The organism is Dyadobacter subterraneus, from assembly GCF_015221875.1.
GTDB classification, from domain to species: Bacteria; Bacteroidota; Bacteroidia; order Cytophagales; family Spirosomataceae; genus Dyadobacter; species Dyadobacter subterraneus.
This window is the reverse complement of the sequence record NZ_JACYGY010000001.1, coordinates 5,816,344-5,835,445: the sequence shown is the minus strand read 5'-3', so window position 1 is coordinate 5,835,445 and position 19,102 is coordinate 5,816,344. Positions and strand designations below refer to the sequence as shown.

General features: G+C 39.0%; 14 protein-coding genes and 2 tRNA genes. 7 read left to right on the top strand and 9 right to left on the bottom strand.

All coding sequences use genetic code 11. The features are described 5' to 3' along the window. Nucleotides 1–65: 65 nt before the first annotated feature. From IEE83_RS24295 to IEE83_RS24285, 3 genes are all read left to right on the top strand, one after another. The gene (locus IEE83_RS24295; protein ID WP_194123071.1) at nucleotides 66–2,351 is read left to right on the top strand and encodes a RelA/SpoT family protein; all 2,286 of its coding nucleotides are present in this window, start codon (nucleotides 66–68) and stop codon (nucleotides 2,349–2,351) included. 162 nt (nucleotides 2,352–2,513) lie between these two features. Continuing rightward, entirely contained in the window at nucleotides 2,514–3,020 is a 507-nt protein-coding gene (locus tag IEE83_RS24290) for a Fur family transcriptional regulator (RefSeq protein ID WP_194123070.1), read from the top strand. Nucleotides 3,021–3,104: 84 nt separating this feature from the next. Continuing rightward, nucleotides 3,105–4,400: an adenylosuccinate synthase gene (locus tag IEE83_RS24285; RefSeq protein WP_194123069.1), complete on the top strand. Its 1,296-nt coding sequence runs from the start codon at nucleotides 3,105–3,107 to the stop codon at nucleotides 4,398–4,400. A gap of 88 nt (nucleotides 4,401–4,488) precedes the next feature. Here IEE83_RS24285 and IEE83_RS24280 read toward each other — a convergent pair whose 3' ends face one another. The 3 genes from IEE83_RS24280 to IEE83_RS24270 form a co-directional block, all read right to left on the bottom strand. Beyond that, nucleotides 4,489–7,440: a DEAD/DEAH box helicase gene (locus tag IEE83_RS24280; protein WP_194123068.1), complete on the bottom strand. Its 2,952-nt coding sequence runs from the start codon at nucleotides 7,438–7,440 to the stop codon at nucleotides 4,489–4,491. 784 nt (nucleotides 7,441–8,224) lie between these two features. Then, nucleotides 8,225–9,316, bottom strand: coding sequence for a hypothetical protein (locus IEE83_RS24275; RefSeq protein ID WP_194123067.1), 1,092 nt, complete (start codon nucleotides 9,314–9,316; stop codon nucleotides 8,225–8,227). Between the two features lie 20 nt (nucleotides 9,317–9,336). After that, complete coding sequence (locus IEE83_RS24270; protein WP_228102067.1) at nucleotides 9,337–10,101, bottom strand: sigma factor-like helix-turn-helix DNA-binding protein; 765 nt, start codon at nucleotides 10,099–10,101, stop codon at nucleotides 9,337–9,339. A gap of 222 nt (nucleotides 10,102–10,323) precedes the next feature. Here IEE83_RS24270 and IEE83_RS24265 point away from each other — a divergent pair, with 222 nt between their 5' ends. Continuing rightward, the gene (locus IEE83_RS24265; RefSeq protein ID WP_194123065.1) at nucleotides 10,324–10,551 is read left to right on the top strand and encodes a helix-turn-helix domain-containing protein; all 228 of its coding nucleotides are present in this window, start codon (nucleotides 10,324–10,326) and stop codon (nucleotides 10,549–10,551) included. A gap of 97 nt (nucleotides 10,552–10,648) precedes the next feature. Here the strand turns inward: IEE83_RS24265 and IEE83_RS33665 are convergent, their stop codons facing one another. The 5 genes from IEE83_RS33665 to IEE83_RS24250 all read right to left on the bottom strand — a co-directional run bounded on the left by IEE83_RS33665 (nucleotide 10,649) and on the right by IEE83_RS24250 (nucleotide 12,343). Continuing rightward, nucleotides 10,649–10,957 (bottom strand): transposase, encoded by a 309-nt coding sequence (locus IEE83_RS33665; protein ID WP_369009357.1) that lies wholly within the window; start codon nucleotides 10,955–10,957, stop codon nucleotides 10,649–10,651. A gap of 100 nt (nucleotides 10,958–11,057) precedes the next feature. Continuing rightward, nucleotides 11,058–11,369, bottom strand: coding sequence for a transposase (locus IEE83_RS33660; protein WP_369009351.1), 312 nt, complete (start codon nucleotides 11,367–11,369; stop codon nucleotides 11,058–11,060). A gap of 252 nt (nucleotides 11,370–11,621) precedes the next feature. Next, a complete protein-coding gene (locus tag IEE83_RS33760; protein WP_438821030.1) occupies nucleotides 11,622–11,894 on the bottom strand; it encodes an ISAon1 family transposase N-terminal region protein in 273 nt (90 codons plus the stop codon). A gap of 218 nt (nucleotides 11,895–12,112) precedes the next feature. Beyond that, a tRNA-Leu gene (locus tag IEE83_RS24255) sits at nucleotides 12,113–12,198 on the bottom strand. A 72-nt stretch (nucleotides 12,199–12,270) separates the two neighbouring features. Beyond that, a tRNA-Gly gene (locus IEE83_RS24250) sits at nucleotides 12,271–12,343 on the bottom strand. A 443-nt stretch (nucleotides 12,344–12,786) separates the two neighbouring features. On the opposite strand from IEE83_RS24250, the gene IEE83_RS24245 reads away from it, so the two are divergent. Together IEE83_RS24245 and IEE83_RS24240 are read left to right on the top strand one after the other, a co-directional pair. After that, a complete protein-coding gene (locus IEE83_RS24245) occupies nucleotides 12,787–13,857 on the top strand; it encodes a TerC/Alx family metal homeostasis membrane protein (protein WP_194123064.1) in 1,071 nt (356 codons plus the stop codon). Between the two features lie 23 nt (nucleotides 13,858–13,880). After that, on the top strand, nucleotides 13,881–17,873 hold the full coding sequence (locus IEE83_RS24240) for an AAA domain-containing protein (protein WP_194123063.1): 3,993 nt from the start codon (nucleotides 13,881–13,883) through the stop codon (nucleotides 17,871–17,873). On the opposite strand, the gene IEE83_RS24235 is transcribed toward IEE83_RS24240, so the two are convergent. Continuing rightward, the gene (locus IEE83_RS24235; protein ID WP_194123062.1) at nucleotides 17,870–18,577 is read right to left on the bottom strand and encodes a 3-keto-disaccharide hydrolase; all 708 of its coding nucleotides are present in this window, start codon (nucleotides 18,575–18,577) and stop codon (nucleotides 17,870–17,872) included. The genes IEE83_RS24240 and IEE83_RS24235 overlap by 4 nt on opposite strands. A 128-nt stretch (nucleotides 18,578–18,705) precedes the next feature. Between IEE83_RS24235 and IEE83_RS24230 the strand changes: the two genes are divergently transcribed. After that, on the top strand, nucleotides 18,706–19,095 hold the full coding sequence (locus IEE83_RS24230; protein ID WP_194123061.1) for an HIT family protein: 390 nt from the start codon (nucleotides 18,706–18,708) through the stop codon (nucleotides 19,093–19,095). Nucleotides 19,096–19,102 lie beyond the last annotated feature (7 nt).

Genomic DNA, 19,102 nt, shown 5'->3' with positions numbered 1-19,102 from the left:
TATTTTGTTGAATAATGTCGCTAAAATTTGTTATTTTGGTGAAGCGTACTAATTACTATTAAGCATTGGAGCAACTCGTTGAAACCCTGAGCATAGATCTGGAGCAGGAGCGTAAGGATATCCTTAAAAAATATCGCAGGTTGTTACGAACAGCCAAGCCGTTTTTGAAGGACAATGATGCAAAATTAATCAAGAAAGCCTTTTATACATCTGTCGAAGCGCATAAGGACATGCGCCGCCGGTCAGGTGAACCGTACATTTATCATCCGCTTGCAGTAGCACAAATTGTTGTAGAGGAGATTGGATTGGGTACGACCGGCATCGTTTCCGCATTATTACATGATGTGGTTGAGGATACGGATATGCGTATTGAGGATATCGACCGGTTATTTGGAAAGAAAGTCGCCAAGATTATTGACGGACTCACCAAAATCTCGGGAAGGTTTGAATACGGAACTTCACAGCAAGCTGAGAATTTCCGTAAAATGCTGCTTACACTTTCCGATGACGTTCGTGTAATTCTGGTAAAACTGGCAGATCGTTTGCATAACATGCGGACGCTGGACAGTATGCCGCGTGACAAACAGTTGAAAATCGCTTCGGAAACTATTTTTATATATGCTCCGCTTGCACACAGACTTGGACTTTACAGTATCAAATCTGAGCTGGAAGAATTGTATCTGAAATATACCGAGCCACAGGAATACCGCGCGATTTCCAGAAAACTTAGAGAGACGAAAAGTTCTCGTGATCGTTTTATTTCTAAATTCACAGAGCCGATTGCAGAAGATCTTGAAAAAGCAGGTTTAAATTATATCATCAAAGGAAGGCCAAAATCGATTTACTCGATCTGGAATAAAATGCGCAAGCAGAATAAACCTTTTGAAGAGATTTATGATTTATTCGCAATCCGTATCGTTTTGGAATCCCCACAGGAAGGTGATCGTGAAAAAGCACTTTGCTGGCAGGCATATTCTATCGTTACGGATCACTACAAACCCAACCCGGACCGACTGAAAGATTTCCTGAGCACGCCTCGTGCAAATGGTTATCAATCGCTACACTCCACAGTTATGAGTAAAAGCGGTCAGTGGGTGGAAGTGCAGATCCGGACTTCACGCATGGATGAAATCGCTGAAAAGGGATATGCTGCGCACTGGAAATATAAAGGAAATGATACCAAGGTTCGTGGAAATATTGAACAATGGATCAGTCAGGTAAGGGAAACTTTGGAAACTGGTTCAGGAGATAAAACCGCTGCGATTGAGTTTCTGGATGAATTCAGAACCAATCTTTTCAATGAGGAAGTTTTTGTTTTTACTCCAAAAGGAGAATTGAAAGTATTGCAAAGCGGTGCTACGGCGCTGGATTTTGCTTTTGATATACACTCGGAAGTGGGCGTGCATTGCATGGCCGCCAAAGTAGGAGGGATTCTGGTTCCGATCAGTTATGTGCTGAGCAATGGTGACCAGATTGAAATCATTACTTCAAACAAACAAAAACCGACAGAAGACTGGCTGCGGATTGTAAGAACTTCAAAAGCGCGTGCCAGAATAAAAGATTTCTTAAAAGAGGATAACAAACGTTATGAAACGGATGGACGTCAGCTGGTTGAGAAAAAATTAAAAGTGCTTGGTATTGAGCTGACAGCAGAAGTTGTTAATCAGTTACGTGCATTTTTCGAAAGTAAAACAGCTGCTGATTTCTTTTATAAAATCGGAAAAGGATATATTCAGCTTGATGAATTAAAAAGATTTAAGCGGGATAAAGAGGCAAAAGAACGGAAAGCAGTGACAACGGCGGTAATTCCTCCTGTTGAAGGTGCGGACGGAAAAGCGTATACCAAGCTTCTGAAAAATCTTCATGGCGACCGGGTTGACAGTGATACATTGTTGATCGGGGATGACATGGATAAAATTGATTACAAACTCGCTCCCTGTTGCAATCCGATTGCAGGCGACGACGTTTTTGGTTTTGTGACGATCAATGAAGGCATAAAAATTCATAGAACGACCTGTCCAAATGCGGCCGAACTGATGTCCAAACATGGAAACAGGATTATCAAAGCGAAATGGGAATCAAATAAAGACGAAGCTTTTCTGGCCGGACTTTACATTTCCGGAACGGACCGTGTTGGATTGATAAATGATGTGACCAGAATAATTTCCAACGAGCTGCACATCAACATGCGTGGGTTAACAATTGATACAAAAGATGGGGTTTTCAATGGAGATATCAGGCTTTATGTGCAGGATACCCGCCATTTGGATATTTTGATCAGTAAACTGGAACAGGTTGAAGGTGTTTATAATGTGCAAAGATTTGATACCAACCTGACAGGAAGCGTTTAAATATTGAACCATTATTCGTATGACTTGTTAATCAATTGGTTTATATAGTAAGATTGCCAGAGTAGCAGGCAATACCTGAAAGCTTCAAATGACAACCGCAGCATAATTACTACTGTGATTTAAGAAAAAAAGCACGTAATTTGCGCAAGATTTTCAAAAGATATGCCACAAGCCAGCAAACCAAATTTTGAAGCCGCCAAGAAAATTCTTACGGCTTACCTTGAAAATAAAGGACTTCGCAAGACCCCTGAAAGGTTTGCGATATTGGAAGAAATCTATACCCGTGAAGATCACTTTGATGTGGATGAGCTTTACATCAGCATGAAAAACAAACGTTATCGTGTGAGTAGGGCAACGGTGTATAACACATTAGACGTACTTGTAGATTGTGATTTGGTAACCAAACACCAGTTTGGAAAAAACCTGGCACAATTCGAAAAATCGTACGGAAACAAGCAGCATGATCATTTGATTTGTACGGACTGTCACAAAGTAATGGAGTTTTGTGATCCGAGAATTCAGTCCATCCAGAATATGGTGGGTGAAATGCTAAATTTCAGTGTACTTCATCATTCGCTTATTTTTTACGGCAACTGTACGAAAGAAAATTGCCAGAACAGAAAAGAGCATACGGAGGAAGTCGCAGTCGGACACGAAATAAGAGAATAGTATCGATGAGGCGTAACAGACATTTTATGGTTTGTTACGCCTTGTCATTTTAGCAAATAATAGTTTTTAATAACCATTTATTGGATGAAAGTTGACGTATTGCTTGGTCTCCAGTGGGGAGATGAAGGTAAGGGTAAAATCGTGGATGTACTTGCACCACGTTATCAGGTAGTAGCAAGATTCCAGGGCGGTCCTAACGCAGGACACACTTTGGAATTTGATGGTATTAAGCATGTTTTGCACCAGATTCCATCCGGTATTTTCCGTAGCGATATCCAGAATATAATCGGTAACGGTGTAGTTTTGGATGCTATTGTTTTTAAAAGAGAAGTTGAAAACCTGGCAAAATACAATTTGGATTTGGCCGGTAATTTGTTCGTTTCAAAAAAAGCGTCACTTATTTTGCCAACGCATGCGTTGCTTGATGCTGCTTATGAACGTTCAAAAGGCGATTCAAAAATCGGTTCAACACTTCGTGGAATCGGACCGACTTATCAGGATAAAATTGCACGTTTAGGACTTCGTGTTGGTGATGTTTTGTCTCCTAATTTTGCTGATAAATACAAAAAACTTGTTGATGCTCACAAAGTTATTCTTGACTTTTACTCTTTCGATTACGCATCGGTTCTTCCTCAGGCAGAGGAAAATTTCTTTGCTGCGATTGAATTCATGAAGCAGTTCACAATGGTTGATAGTGAGTACGTTATCAACGAGGCGATTGCAGAAGGAAAAACAGTTTTGGCAGAAGGAGCACAAGGTTCTTTGCTTGATATTGATTTTGGATCATATCCTTTTGTTACAAGTTCTACAACAATGGCTGCTGGTGCTTGTACTGGTCTTGGTATTGCGCCAAGTGCTGTTGGTGAAGTTTTTGGTATTTTCAAAGCTTATTGCACACGTGTAGGAAGCGGTCCTTTTCCAACTGAATTGCTCGAGGAAACGGGTGAGAAAATGAGACAGGAAGGCCGTGAATTTGGAGCTACTACTGGTCGTCCGCGTCGTTGTGGATGGTTGGATCTGCCAGCTTTGAAATATGCAATTATGATCAACGGCGTTACACAGCTGATCATGATGAAAGTTGACGTTCTTACAATTTTTGATACAATCCGTATTTGTACACAATATCGTTTGGCAGACGGAACTTTGACCGATCAGCTTCCATACGATTTGTGTGATGATACGGTTGAACCGGTTTACAAAGATTTTGCAGGATGGCAGCAGTCGCTTGACGGAATTCGTGATTTCGATGCGATTCCTGAGCAATTACTGACTTATGTGAAATTCCTTGAAGCTGAACTGGGATTGCCAATCACATTTATTTCAACAGGTCCTGATCGCGAGGCCTTGATTACTCGTGAGACTTCGGCTCTTTTGAATTAAGATAAAAATATAGAAAATAAAAAACCGCTTGAAACATATGTTTCAAGCGGTTTTTTATCTGTCAGGTATCGTAAATATTTTTGTCACTTTATTCTAAAAGTGACAAAACATCTTCCCGTGAAAGGGATTTGATAAAACCATCCTCATTTGAAATCAAATCATCAGCCAGCTGTTTTTTCGTTTTCTGTAAGGCCAGAATCTTTTCTTCAACCGAATTTTTAGTAATAAATTTATAAGTGAAAACAGTTCTGTCCTGACCAATTCTGTGTGCTCTGTCAACAGCCTGTGCTTCAATAGCCGGATTCCACCAGGGATCCAGAATAAATACATAATCCGCTGCCGTAAGATTCAGTCCTAATCCACCAGCCTTTAAAGAAATAAGGAATATTTTAACGCTTTCGTTATTCTGAAAGTTTTCAACTTCTGCCTGGCGATCTCTGGTGGAGCCATCGAGATATGCGTAAGTCGTATTTTCTTTATCCAGATAAGCACGGAATAAATCAAGATGTTTGATGTATTGACTGAATATCAATATTTTATGATTTTCACTGATAGCAGTTTCCATTTTATGAAGCACATCTTCAAACTTGCCTGAACCGTCGGTATATTCCGGATCAACCATTTTTGGATGATTGGCCAATTGTCTCAGTTTGGTAAGGCCTTGCAAAACAACAAGCTGTGATTTATTTATTCCGTCCGAATCTATACTTTGTAAAATCAGATTTCTGTAATAAGCTTTGGCTTCTTCATAAGCTTTTTCCTGCTCTTCCGACATTTCGCAATACTGGATACTTTCCACTTTCGCCGGAAGGTCCGTTGCAACCTGTGATTTGTGCCGACGAAGGATAAAGGGTTTTATCAGATTATAAAGCCGTTTGGATTTATCTTCATCGTTTTTCTTTTCAATGGGAATTTGAAATTCATCCCGGAAAAAAGTCTGGCTTCCTAAAAGTCCCGGATTAACAAACGACATTTGAGACCAAAGATCCATCGTGCTATTTTCAATTGGAGTACCGGTCAGTATAAGCCGATTTGCCGAATTAAGTTTTCGAACTGCTTTTGTGATGATGGAACCAGGATTTTTGATCGCCTGAGATTCGTCAAGGATTACATAGTTAAAACGGAATGACTGGATAAAATCAATATCCAGCCTGACAATGCCATAAGAAGTTAGGATCAAATCAAAACCTTCAAATTGTTTGGTATCTTTTTCACGGTAAGTACCCGTGTAAAACATCACTTTTAGTTTTGGCGTAAATCTTTTCGCTTCAAGCGCCCAGTTGTACAAAAGCGAAGTTGGCATAATTAAAAGAGAAGGCTCTTTAATTCCAGCTTCTTTTTGCGATTGTAGGAAAGCAAGTGTTTGTACGGTTTTCCCCAAACCCATATCATCTGCAAGACAGCCTCCAAACCGATATTGATTTAAAAATTGCAGCCAGTCGTAACCTGCTTTTTGATATGGACGAAGCGTGCCTTTGAAATGTTTCGGAGCTTCACTCGGATCAATCTGATTAAAATCACGAAGTCTTTCAAGCTTATGACTAATGATAGCCGTAGCCAGACTTTCTTCTTTCAATTCCTGCACAAGCGCCAGATGATGCATGCGCAAACGGATTCCGTCGGTATCATGGTCATGTTCAGAAAACGCAAAAAGCTCTGAATATTTTGTAAACCACCATTCCGGAATTACAGCAATTTCGCCGTTAGGCAGTGTAAATTCCTTTTTTTGATGCAGAATATAATTCCTTAACTGAATAAATGAGATCTCAAATTCGCCAAACTGAACTTTGGCATTAATATCAAACCAATCGCGGCCTTCCTCAATTGAAACATCCAAAGATGAATATCCCAGAAAATATCTTTTCGCATCGGCATTGTTCTGACGAAGAATAAAACCATGTTCAGATAATGTTTTGGCCTTACTTTGGAGCCAGCCAAAGGCTTCTGATTTTTGTAATAATATATGACCGTCTTTTATAGCCAGCCCCCATTCTTTTAGTTGATTAAGGTTATGCCGTTCAACAGGAATATCTCGTTTTACTTTGTAAAAAATATAATCTTCATCCTTTTTGTCAAGAAAAACACTGGATGGATAGGCAAAGCTGTCAAACGGAAAAGTATAATGACCGTACTGAAAAGCAATGCCAAAAGAAACTTCACCGTCCTCAGTATCCGCTGCAATAGAATCATCCATTCCGGCTTCTGAAAGAAGAAGGGCAGGGGCGATTTTACTTTTTACACTAACATCAGCAATAGTAAGAATTGGTTTTGGTGCTGTTGATATATTTCTGATGTCAAAACCTTTGGAAATTACATCGTAGGAAGCGATCAACGGTGCAACAAAACGCTCGTAATACTGCTCTTCCATTTTTCTTGGAATAGCAATGAATTTCTTGGCCAGAAAAGGTCTAATCTTTTTGCCGTCAACATTTCCCTCAAAATGATATAAATGACCATCTACAACCAGCCAGGCCGGTTCTTCACAAAGTATGATGGCATTTTTATATTGAAAATCAAGCTTTTGCTGTTTGTGTCTGATTGTCGGAAAATAATGCGTATTGTCTTCGTTCCGCATAAAATAAAAACGGATCGTTGCTTTCTCTTTTTCCCATTCTACACGCTTCCAAAGGGGATTTCCATCACTTCCCATAATAAAGATTTCCTTACCGGAAAGCTTTTCCAGAATATGTGCCTTGCTGTTTTCCAGATAAGCGGTGATAGCATCCTGAACTACCTTATCTCCTTTTTGAGGATCATAAATTTTCAGGAAAAAATCAACCGGGGAAAGTTTTTTTGTATTGAATTTCTTTAAAATGGTATCCTGCTGAATATCATCAACCAGACTTACAAGCTCGAAATCTGTCGCATCAAGTCCTGATCTAAATTCCTCAATGTTTTTGGAAGAAATGTTTTGTATTTGAAAAGAAAACTCGCCCTGGCTGTTCAGCTGGACTACAAAAGACTCGAAGATATAGCCAAGATATTCGTGATCCAGAATGGAATATATAATCTTAAAGGGTTCATTTGGAGATACTTTCATGGCATTCAGTTCACAAAACGATGATGCAGCGTTCAAAAGCTATCCATTTACCAGATAGTTCGCTCCGTTGGAATTTGAAAAATATCAAATATAGGATAAAGAGGAGCAAAAAAAAAGACTTCCTTTTGGGAAGTTCTTCAATATAGTAATATAACACCGGTGACGCCTTATGATAAAAAATTTAAGAACCAAAAAGAATAATAGCGATCTTTTGTAAAAAATGGAAGTTGTACCGTGCTGAAATCGTTAGACTCCACAAATTCCGTAGAATAGGGATGACAACTGGGAAACTAATTCGATATTTCATTATCGTGTACTGTCTTCATAAATAGGCTCTTAGATTTAATAATACCTTAAAGTCCTTCCTGGAATCTGGGCTGGAATGCTGGCAATCTGGAAAAGCGGCTCGGCGAAGTTCAGAGCCTGGAAAAAAGCAAGTCGGCAGAACTAAGTTTGGCAAGGCAGCGGAAGAGAGGATTGAGTATTTGATGCCATAGTTGAAATTTTAGTAACAAACAATTTTTCACTGCCATACAAATTAGTTGGTAAGGCAGTGAAATAAATAACGCGTAGGTGTCGGTAGCAAAGCTGATCTCAGTTGTATATGCCACACTCTGGCATTTGATTAAGGCCAGCACGGCTTTAATCCTGCGGCTGTAAAGCGGCCACAAAGTCTCTTTTTGCTAAAAAAATAAGCCGAACCCAGTTGTATATGCCCTAAGGGACATTTGATGAAACTATCTGAGTTTCATCCTTCGGCTTTACAAGCAGCCTCTAAATTTTACTATTCCACGATCACCGTAATACCCGCGCCGGCGGCTTTACGCTCAATCTTTTGTTTTAACCCTCCGTAACCCCAGTTACGAAAAAGAAAGGAGTCCTGTGAGGCCTGCGCTTCTTTTTCCTGTTGATCCACCAGAAGCAGTGTCGCTGCTTGGTTTTTCACACAAAGGTCAATTAAGCGCTTGCTATATACGTGCTGCTTTTGGTTTACGTACCGTTTCTCTGCATTTTGCAGATTTTCGATCGTGTTTTCTTTAAGTCTCTTTTTGGTTTGGCTATTCATAAAGGACATGGCATTTTGCTTCCTTTGAATGGCTGCCTGAATGGAAAGTCTTTTGTAAAGGAATTCGTCTTTGTTCCCAATAGTGTACCGGGCTTTGCCAATGGTCAGCGTAATTGGGTAATCCAATGAAAGTGAAGCTTCCGCGACGATATTTTCATTAAGCAGGTGGACCGGATTTTCTGACTCGAAAACAGCTAACATAAAGATCTTACCTTTTTCAAGTACGAGTGAGCTGGTGCAAAGCTTGATTTCCTTTTTTACAAGGCGATGCAGTAAGTTCTTCTTATCGGAGAAATCCTTTCCCAGGTATGTTTTAAACTGGATATCAAAGAGTTTGAAATGAAAGATATGACCACCTTCAGCAGCTATCAGCAATTTTAGATCAGTTCCTTTAAATGGTATTGGTAAATCTTTTTTAAAATTAGGTAGTGTTTTTTCTCCTGTTATATAAGAAACCAAATTTGTATTGAAGGTGCTTACCAAGGTGCTGTTCAGCGAGCTCATAATATGCATAGGGATGCTGCCCTTGAAGTTTCTGGCTAGTATTTGATAAGTGGTGTTCATTCGGGAAGTTGCAAGAATACCATTCTCATCTAATTTAACATTGACAAGTTTGACTTTTGCTTCATCCGTTAGGTAAATAATTTCCTTGATTTGGTGCTGCACAAAGTGATGGGTGAAAATCAGGTTCGATGCTTTAAAACAGATGTAGCGCCAGTCGTACAAAGTTTTAAAAACATGTGACTTATAATCTGGATCCTCGCTGTCGATTTTCAGCTGGATTTTCCGGGTGAAAAATAGCTTTTCCATATCTATAAGTGGTTATCATGCTAAAACCGGTTATTTGACTTTTGAACGGATTGACTTTGCAGTAATTGATGCGCCTTAATATAATGCTGTTGGACCTGGGTCTGGGGAAGTCCTAATTTATTTGCAATTTCCCTGAAGGACAACTTATGGTTTTTTCTAAGGTCGTAGATCTTTGACTGTTGAGGATCTAAAATTCCTGTTTGGAGGTTGATGCCTTTTACTGAATTATTTTTGATCTCCTTTTTTGATACATGGACTATGCTTTTAATCTGTTTGACACTTTTGCTAAGTTGTTCTGAAACATGGAAAATGCTTTTTCCTAACCGGTCTGCAATCTGTTTGTGCGTAAAGCCCTTTAGAAAATAGAGTGAAACGATTTGCCGTGACTCAGCAGAAAGATACTGCATACTTTCCGTGGTCATGTCTAGCTTCTTAATTTCTTCCTCCCAAGTTTCTTTATCATCTATCAGGTCTTCGAAATCACCAATTCTTTTATCAAGGTGGTCTACAAACAGCGTTTGTCCGTATATGGTATGACGAGACTTTTCAATATTCCGTAGAATCTGCCAGCGGAGATTCATACGAATGAATCTATAAATGTGGGGCAGGCTTTCCATTCTATGGCGGTTTGACCATGCTTTAAGATAGCATTCGTGAAGCAGACACGTTACTAGGAATTCGTCTCTAATCAGGTTTATACCAAAATGCTTTAGACTGTGAAAAGAATTTTGATAAACAAAGTTCATTGCACTTTCGTCGCCTCTTTTAAAAAGAGATAAGTACATAGAGCCTTTTTCAGTGTCAATTGATAGGTCCCTTAATCTCATAGCAGTTTCCGAATTAAAGTAGCGGTATTGCATCTTTTTGAAAGTGCGATGCCGGAACGGAGAATACAAATTAATACGATGCATTAGCAAAGCATTTTTCAATTTAATAATTGTTTAAAAAATTTGCTTAGTAATGACTAAGCACAAAACTAATGATCTTTTTTGTTCTTGCAAAGGATCATGGCAGAAAAAACCGATTTTGAAATTGCGGTAATTAACGAGGTTAGAAAAGTTCGGAAATCGAAGGGCTTTTCGCAGGACGATCTTGCCATGTTTCTAAATCTTAGCAGAGGTTTTATCGGTCAAATAGAAAGCCCAAAGTTTGCTAGTAAATACAATGTAAATCACTTGGGTATATTAGCGAAAGAGATGAATTGTTCTCCGAAGGATTTTATGCCAGATCTGTAGATTTTAATCTTCTAGAACAATTTATTTTGTCATGATTAATCTACCACTTTCATAATAAGGCTATATTCAGGATCAAGCTGAAACCTTTGGGGGGAATTTACGCATAAAGTTTAGTCAGCCTGAATAAGAAAAACGGAATATCTCTCACACCTCTTGAAGATGCCCTAAATGCCTTGATCTTTGCATTGAAGGATTCGGCAAATGCGTTTGTACTTTTGTTATTAAAGAAGTTTAAAATATTTAGATAATGCGTTTGAATAGACCTGGCAATAGTTTTAAATGAATCAAGACCGCAATCCTTAACAGTATTGTACCAAAGTGCGAGCCTTTTGAAAGCTTGCTCCTTTGATTTACAATTCCTGAAAATAGTCCCTAATCCTGTTGCCAGCTGGTAGGCCTGTTCAATTAACAGAATTCGAAAAGCAGTTTAGAACGCTGGACATGAGAAGCCGTCCACTTATCAGAACTCTTAAATAATAAATATCGACTTCAAACCAGCAACTGTTTCAATGTAGCGCCGTTGACAAGCGTTTCTTGTTTATATGGCAAACCGCTTGTTTAGCAGCTTCAATGCCCTGATTCTCCTGATCCAGGGCTTTCCAGCGGTGTTTTATTCTAATCTCCTGAACAGCATCAAACGCTAGTTTCTGAACATGGAAGCGATCAATTACCTTAGACTCTTTGGGAAAACACTGGCTCACGATCAATCCTATGTTGGCGGCCATGTCCAAAGTCACTTCGTGTACTTTGCAACGAACACGCCTAGGTATTTTTTGCAAAATTTCAATGACTGATGCGGCTTCTGTACCTTTCACCATGGCTAATAATGAGCCTTTTCGACCTCTTGCGGCCTTGTTAGTAACAATGGTATAAACTCTCCATTAGAAAGAGAGGTCTCATCGATACTTACATATGGACCTATGTTTTCTGGGTACAAAAGCCACTCAGCAGCATGCTCACGCTGGTTCCAATCTTTGTAATCGCTGATATGATTTTTGTACTGCTCTTGAAATTGCTTACCATCCACATGGAAATATTTACCTAGTTGTGAACAGCTTACAGGATAATTATCAATTCAGATCTTTTAAAAAATCCGCGAATTCCTTTGTCATTCGCGTTCCTTGCTGTACCACATTCCAATCTCTTCTTATAATCTCGCCAGTATCTTTGACTTCCCAGCGCCTACGCTTAATACAAAGTGTAACACGCTGATTACGAATTGGAAAATCTTGAATGTATATCTCTGGGAGAAAGCCCTTGGATTCTATTTTTTGATCTTGATACTGGGAAGGAGGAAGATTCTTTTCTTCCAAATAAATGTTCAGACCTGTAAGGCCCCTCAATTATTTTAGAAAGTTCGAAATAATCAAGAATTCCCTCGGGTAAAGGAAGCGGACTAAGGCTAAATAAGACTCTTGCAATCCTATTCAAATTGATTTATCGCAAAACAAACAATTTTTTACATTCCCCCCAAATTTTTGGACTGATCCAATGTATGGCATGAAATTCTTCAGCAAGAAAAAAGGAGTTACGAAAAGATCGTAACTCCTTGACAGTGATGTACCGGGGACGGGAATCGAACCCGTACGAGCCTTACAGCTCACAGGATTTTAAGTCCTGCGTGTCTACCAGTTCCACCACCCTGGCATTAACCCACCTTCAAGCTAGCTTGTCGGTTTTTATGAGAAAAAGCACCGTTTCCGGTGCTCTATATCTCTGAGCAGAAGACGAGGTTCGAACTCGCGACCTCAACCTTGGCAAGGTTGCGCTCTACCAGCTGAGCTACTTCTGCGTGTTTTCTGGTGCGTTATTTGATTAACGTGGTGCAAAGGTATTCATATGACCTATGCGGCGCAAGTGTTTGATGAAAATATTTTTGAAAAAAAATTGAAGAAATTATTAACAAATTGTAAATCATAATAGTTAGCAAAAATAAAAATTTCACTTTTTTTCGGGATGAGTTAATATTGTCAGGACTATAATCCTAAAATCAAGATGAAATGGTCATTTTTTAGAATTACGATTGAGAAATAATTTTAAGAGTATGATTTTACAGAGCGGCAAACCATACTTCATCGATTTTGGAGACGAAATATTATACTTATAACCGTTTGTCCAAATAGCCTCGGGCACTTTAATTTTTGATTACCTTTGTGTAGTATTGACAATGGAGGTAATTCTCTCTGATTTTATAACTCATCTCTGTCGTTGTCCAGGTTTAAAAAATAAATTTTCATGTTTTCGAGCGAAGTACTGTTTTTTGGAGGTTTCCTTTTAGTGATTGGCATCATGCTCCTTTTGGATCTGGGAGTTTTTAATAAAAAAGATCATGTTGTAAAATTTAAAGAAGCTGCCGCCTGGACCGTCGCCTGGATCGTACTGGCGCTTGTATTTTACATGGTCATTAAAACGCATGGCGATTTGGTTCATGGTGTCGATAATTATGCCGATCTGGCCACAATTCAGGCTAAATATGCACCTCACTTAAAACTTATCCCTGATAATTTTGAAGCCAGTCTGGAAATATACCGGAAGAATATGTCTCTGGAATTTATTACCGGCTATCTGCTTGAATATGCACTTTCGGTTGATAATATATTTGTTATTATACTAATATTTGCCTCATTTGGAGTACGACCAAAATATTACAAAAAAGTATTATTCTGGGGTGTTTTAGGTGCAATTTTGATGCGATTCGTTTTCATTTTTGTAGGTTCTGCATTAATCCAGCGTTTCGAGTGGATCATTTATCTTTTCGGTGTACTACTTGTATATCAGGGTGGTAAAATTTTCTTCCAGGGTGATGAGGATGAAACAATTGATCCAGCCAAACATCCTGTTGTTAAATTCGCTTCAAAATATTTCTCAGTATTTCCACGCTATGTCTACGAGCATTTCTTCGTAAAGAAAAAAGGTAAATGGCTGGTGACTCCACTTTTCGTCGTGGTTCTGATTGTTGAATTCACAGATTTGATCTTCGCAGTCGATTCGGTTCCGGCCGTTTTCTCTGTAACAAAAGATCCTTATGTGGTTTTCTTTTCCAACATTTTTGCGATCATGGGCCTTCGTTCTATGTTCTTCTTTTTGAGTAATATCATGGGACTATTCCGTTTCCTTAAATATGGTCTGGGCGTTCTCCTGGTATTTATCGGTGGAAAAATGCTGGCACATGTTCCGCTTGAAGAAATGGGTTTCAAGACCGTTTATTCCCTTTATGTAATCCTTGGAATTTTGGCGGTGAGTATCCTTGCCTCCGTTATTTTACCCGAAAAAGAAGAAGTAAAAGAAATCGCATCCAATAGTTAATTCGTAAGGATCGTTTTAAATCTATGAACCGTGTCCTTAAAGCTTATTTAAAACGACTGACGAATCTCAGCACGCGCAACAAGTCACTTTTATTAACAAGTCTTCCGGCTGAGCAATTTCTTGATTTAAACGAAACGGATTTCCTTCTTGGGAAATCTTCGTTTGAATTTATTCAAAATCTGATTCAACGTAAAAACAGGATTCCTGTTTGTGATATTCAGGATCCCCGTTTTGAAAAAGTTAATGAAGTCAGCAAGCGTTTACGTAAAATAGCGCGGACGGAGCATTTCATAGAAGAGGAGCGGGGTTCACGCGATCTTTATGTTGGCTATCCTTTTGTTCGTGGAAAACTTTCCGACGGTACGCCTATTCATGCTCCATTATTATTTTTCCCGGTCACGCTTCGGATAGATCGTGAACAGTGGTGTTTGTTCGAACGTGATGATATAGGCATTACGCTTAATCGCAGCTTCGCCCTTGCCTATGCACATTTCAATGAGGCTGTTGTGTCTGACGAAATTCTTGAAAAATCTTTTGAAGATTTTTCGAAGGATATACTTGAATTCAGAACCCAACTGTACGAATGGCTGAAAGAAACGCCTCTTAGAATTAACTTTAATCAACAGCTTTTTGAAGATAAATTAAGTCCGTTTTCCGCGACCAAAAGTGCAGACTTGCAGCTTTTGGAAAAAAATGGAGAGCTTAAACTTTATCCTGAAGCTGTTTTAGGAATATTTCCACAGGCTGGATCTTATTTGGTTCCTGACTACAATACTTTATTGGAATTATCTGAGCAGGAAACATTTAAAATGCTTCTGCTGAATGAGGAAATTGATGAAGATTTTCAACTTAGTGAAATTCCTGAAAATATTACAGTGGAAAATTCGCCGGCATTACGAGAGGAGCAAATACTAACACCTTTTGCTGTTGATGAATCTCAGGAGGGGATTATTCGTGCGGTAAAATCCGGTAAATCTGTTGTGGTTCAAGGACCTCCCGGAAGTGGAAAATCCCAGTTAATCTGCAATTTAATGGCAGATTTTGCGGCTCAGGGAAAACGTGTTTTATTGGTATGTCAGAAACGGGCGGCACTGGATGTTGTTCATCAAAGGTTAAAATCCGTTGGTATGGATCCATTTGTGGCACTTATCCATGATTTTAAAAATGACAGAGGGGATTTGTATCGTCAGTTCGCAACGCAAATTGAGCAGGTAGAATCTTACCGGCAACAAAATTATAGTCTGGATGCTGTTTTTTTAGAAAGACAATTCGGACAGGAAAGTCGTCAAATAGACCGTACGGTAGCGGATCTTGATGTTTTTCGAAGCGCATTATTTGACGAAAAAGAAAGTGGCGTTTCGGTCAAGGAATTATATCTAACCAGTAATAGTAAGGCGGAAATAATTGATGCAAAAGACGTTTTCAAATCTTTCCGGTTGGATCAATGGGATGATTATAAGAGAAGACTGAAAATATTTTCCGGTTATTATCTCAGATTTGACAAACAGCATGCCTGGTTCAACCGGAAAAGTTTTGCCAAATATGGTATCGGCGATCTGCGGAATATGGAAAAAATGCTTTCTGATTGGCCGGAAGCATATATTCTTCAAAGCAGTAAATTTGAGAAAATCACTGGCAGACCATTTTCAATAGATTATATTCAAAACAAAAATGAAATCCTTGAAAGGTTGACTGATATTTCTGAACTGGTTGAAAAGGAAGTCGTTTATAATCTCTTCAAAAAATATATCAATTCAGACAAAAGCATTTCAGAGCGACTGGCATTTATCCGACAGACGACGGATGCGTTGGAAGGATTTGCCGAAGATGGAATTGAATCAAATTTAGGGAGAGAGGAGCTTACCAGCTTTCGTGCACAGCTAAAAAAAGCAATTGATGCAAAACAATCTTCTGTGTCAGGTATATGGTGGAATTTATTTGGAAATGAAAAAGCTTCTGTCACTGATATTGCCAATAAAAATGGACTGACAACATCTGCGGAAGACCTGGAAAAGCTGGAACTCAGACTTCGTAACAGAATTGAACTCGAAAATTGGCTGCAAAGTCCGTTACTTAATTTCGACGAAAAGTATCTTGAATTTAATGCATCATTTGAACAGCAGTATATTCACTTCTTTCAAGATGCTGAAAAGGCGGCGGATGCAGTATCGCGTTCGGTATTAAAACCCTGGCAGGAAATAATTATTCATTTGGCTGCGGAATCTGAAAATGTAAATGACTTTCAGATCAAGGTTGAAAAATTGTCAGGATGGATTAAAGCCTGGGCACGTCTTGAAGAAATTATGAATCCTTTTCTTTTGCGGCAGCAAATTGAAAAGCTGGTTTTACAACCTGAAAATTACAGTAAGGAATTACTTTCTTCATTAAGCAGCGATTTTGATTCAATCGTGGAGATGGACAAGATTCTGTTTGAAATGAATGTCACGGAACAAACCATCACGAAACGTGTCATTTCAAAGGGACAAAAATCTCAATACGATACTTCTGATCAATTTGTAACATTGTTTGAAAACAGTGTCTCGCTTGAATGGATTGAACATATTGAAAATAAATTCCCTGAGTTACGCGCTGTTACTTCACTGAAAATGCAGCAGTGGGAAGAACAGTTGCAAGGCAGTATTGAACAAAAACAGAATTTAAGCCGGGAAATAACTGGCATAAAACTTCGTGAAGCTACTTATCAGGATATTGAAAAAAACAGACTTGGAAACCGGGTCACTTACCGCGAATTAAGTCATCAGGTCACTAAAAAAAGAAAAATCTGGCCGATTAGGAAACTTCTGGAAAATTACGCAGAAGATGTTTTTTCTTTGATTCCATGCTGGATGGCATCACCGGAAGCTGTTTCAGCTATATTTCCAATGCAGGCTGATTTATTTGATCTGGTTATTTTTGACGAAGCTTCACAGTGTTATGCAGAATATGGATTGCCGGCTGCTTTCCGGGGGAAACAGGTTGTTGTAACAGGTGATGCCAAACAACTTTCACCAAGCGATTTGTATAAGGTTCGGTATGAAGAAAAGCCTGATGATGAAGAGGAAATTTCTGTTGCTCTGGAAGTTGTTTCTTTGCTGGATCTGGCCGCGCAAAGTCTGGATCAGTATCAGCTTTCCGGACACTATCGCAGCCTTTCACTGGATTTGATCGGTTTTTCAAATCAGCATTTTTATAAAAATTCTTTACGGTTACTGCCCGATTTCAATCTGATCAATACCCAGGATCCGGGTATTACCTATGTCAAAACAGAAGGTATCTGGAAGAATAATACGAATTTGATAGAAGCAGAAAAAGTGGTAGAATTGGTAAGGGAGCTCGGGCTGACAGAAAAAACGGTCGGCGTAGTGACATTTAACTTTTACCAGCAGCAGCTTATTCAGGAAACTTTGGAAAAAGAGAAGGTTTCAGCAAATGATTTGTTTGTCAAAAATATTGAAAACGTTCAGGGAGACGAAAGGGATATTATTATTTTCTCTATGGGATATGCGCCGGACGAAAAGGGGAGAATAACCATGAATTTCGGAAGTCTGAATATGCAGGGAGGTGAAAACAGGCTTAATGTGGCTGTTACCCGTGCTCGTGAAAAGATTTATTTTGTAACAAGTGTCTGGCCGGAACAATTACAAACGGAACAGACTGCAAATGAAGGTCCTAGGTTATTAAAATCATATCTTCAATATGCCCAACAGGTTTCGGATGGAAATTATCAGCCAAAACCGTTAGCGACAGATCGTTTCCGGTCTAATTGGCTTTTGAAGGACAGGCTGGCAAAACTCCGTCCTGATCTTCATAAAGAATTGCCGTTTTCTGATCTTACGATAAAAGAAGAAGGGGTATACAAAGGTTTGATCCTGACGGACGATGATTTGTATCACCGAAGTAAATCGTCAAAAGAACCACACGCTTATTTACCCCTTCTGTTGCGACTGAAAAATTGGCCGGTGAGGCGAATTTACAGTCGCGAATATTGGACCGGATCTATGAACTTAACCGATTAAAGCTCTTTGATACGGATATTTTTAAAGGAAACTTTATTTCCATGATCCTGCAAGGCAATTTTGCCTTTTTGTGATACACCGAAACCATCCCATGTTTTGAATTTACTGTTAGCAACCAATTTTTCCCATTCAGGACCCATTGTTGAGAATTCAACAAGTTTCTTGCCGTTCAACCAGCTTTCACCATGACCGTTTTTGATAATGATTTTAGCTTTGTTCCATTCACCGGCAGGTTTTGTTGCAGTGAAATCGCTCGGAGGAAGCATATCATATAGAGATGCAGATTTGTGGTTTCCATCTTTTCCAGCTTTCGCGTCAGGATGTTTCACGTCATCAAGAATCTGAATTTCCGGGCCAGTTGAATAAGGACAGCAGTATTTTTTATCTTCAATCACGTGATAGATAATTCCGCTGTTACCGCCTTCACTGATTTTCCAGTCAAGTTCCAGTTCAAAATCAGCATATTCTTTATCTGTAACCAGGTCTTTTCCGCCTTTTTCAGCAAGAACGATCGCACCATCTTCAACTTTCCATTGAGGCAAAACCGAAGATTCCTGCCAGCTATGCCATCCGGTTGTTGTTTTACCATCAAACAATTTTACCCATTTTCCTTTTTGCGCCTGTGCTTCGTTTCCAAGAAGAGCCAGTGAAAATAAGGCGATTACGGCTGTTTTGCCAAATCCTTGCCATTTTGTCAAATTCATGTGCTATTATTTTAAATGTTTTGGATCACAATATTAAGTACTTTTAAGAATGGAATTACTTAAAATCGTATTAAAGTTTAAGTAAGTCTAGTTTATATTTTTGTCAGATCCACAAAATAAAATAATTAATGGCTTCCATATTTTCAAGAATTGTCAGCGGAGAAATCCCTTCCCATAAAATTGCTGAAAATGATGAATTTTTAGCTTTTCTTGATGCGTTCCCTATCGCCAAAGGACATACGTTAGTAATTCCAAAGAAAGAAGTTGACTATATTTTTAATCTGGACGATGATACTTACAGCAGACTTTTCCTTTTTGCCAAGACTATTGTACCTGCCCTGGAAAAAACAATACCATGTTTACGGATAGGAGTGAGCGTGATCGGGCTCGAAGTTCCACATGCACACGTTCATTTACTTCCTTTAAACAGTATGTCAGATGCTGATTTTAGCAAAAAAATAAAGATATCACAAGAGGAGCTGGCAGAATTGGCGGCTTCGATTCGTGGCAATTTGTAAAAAATTA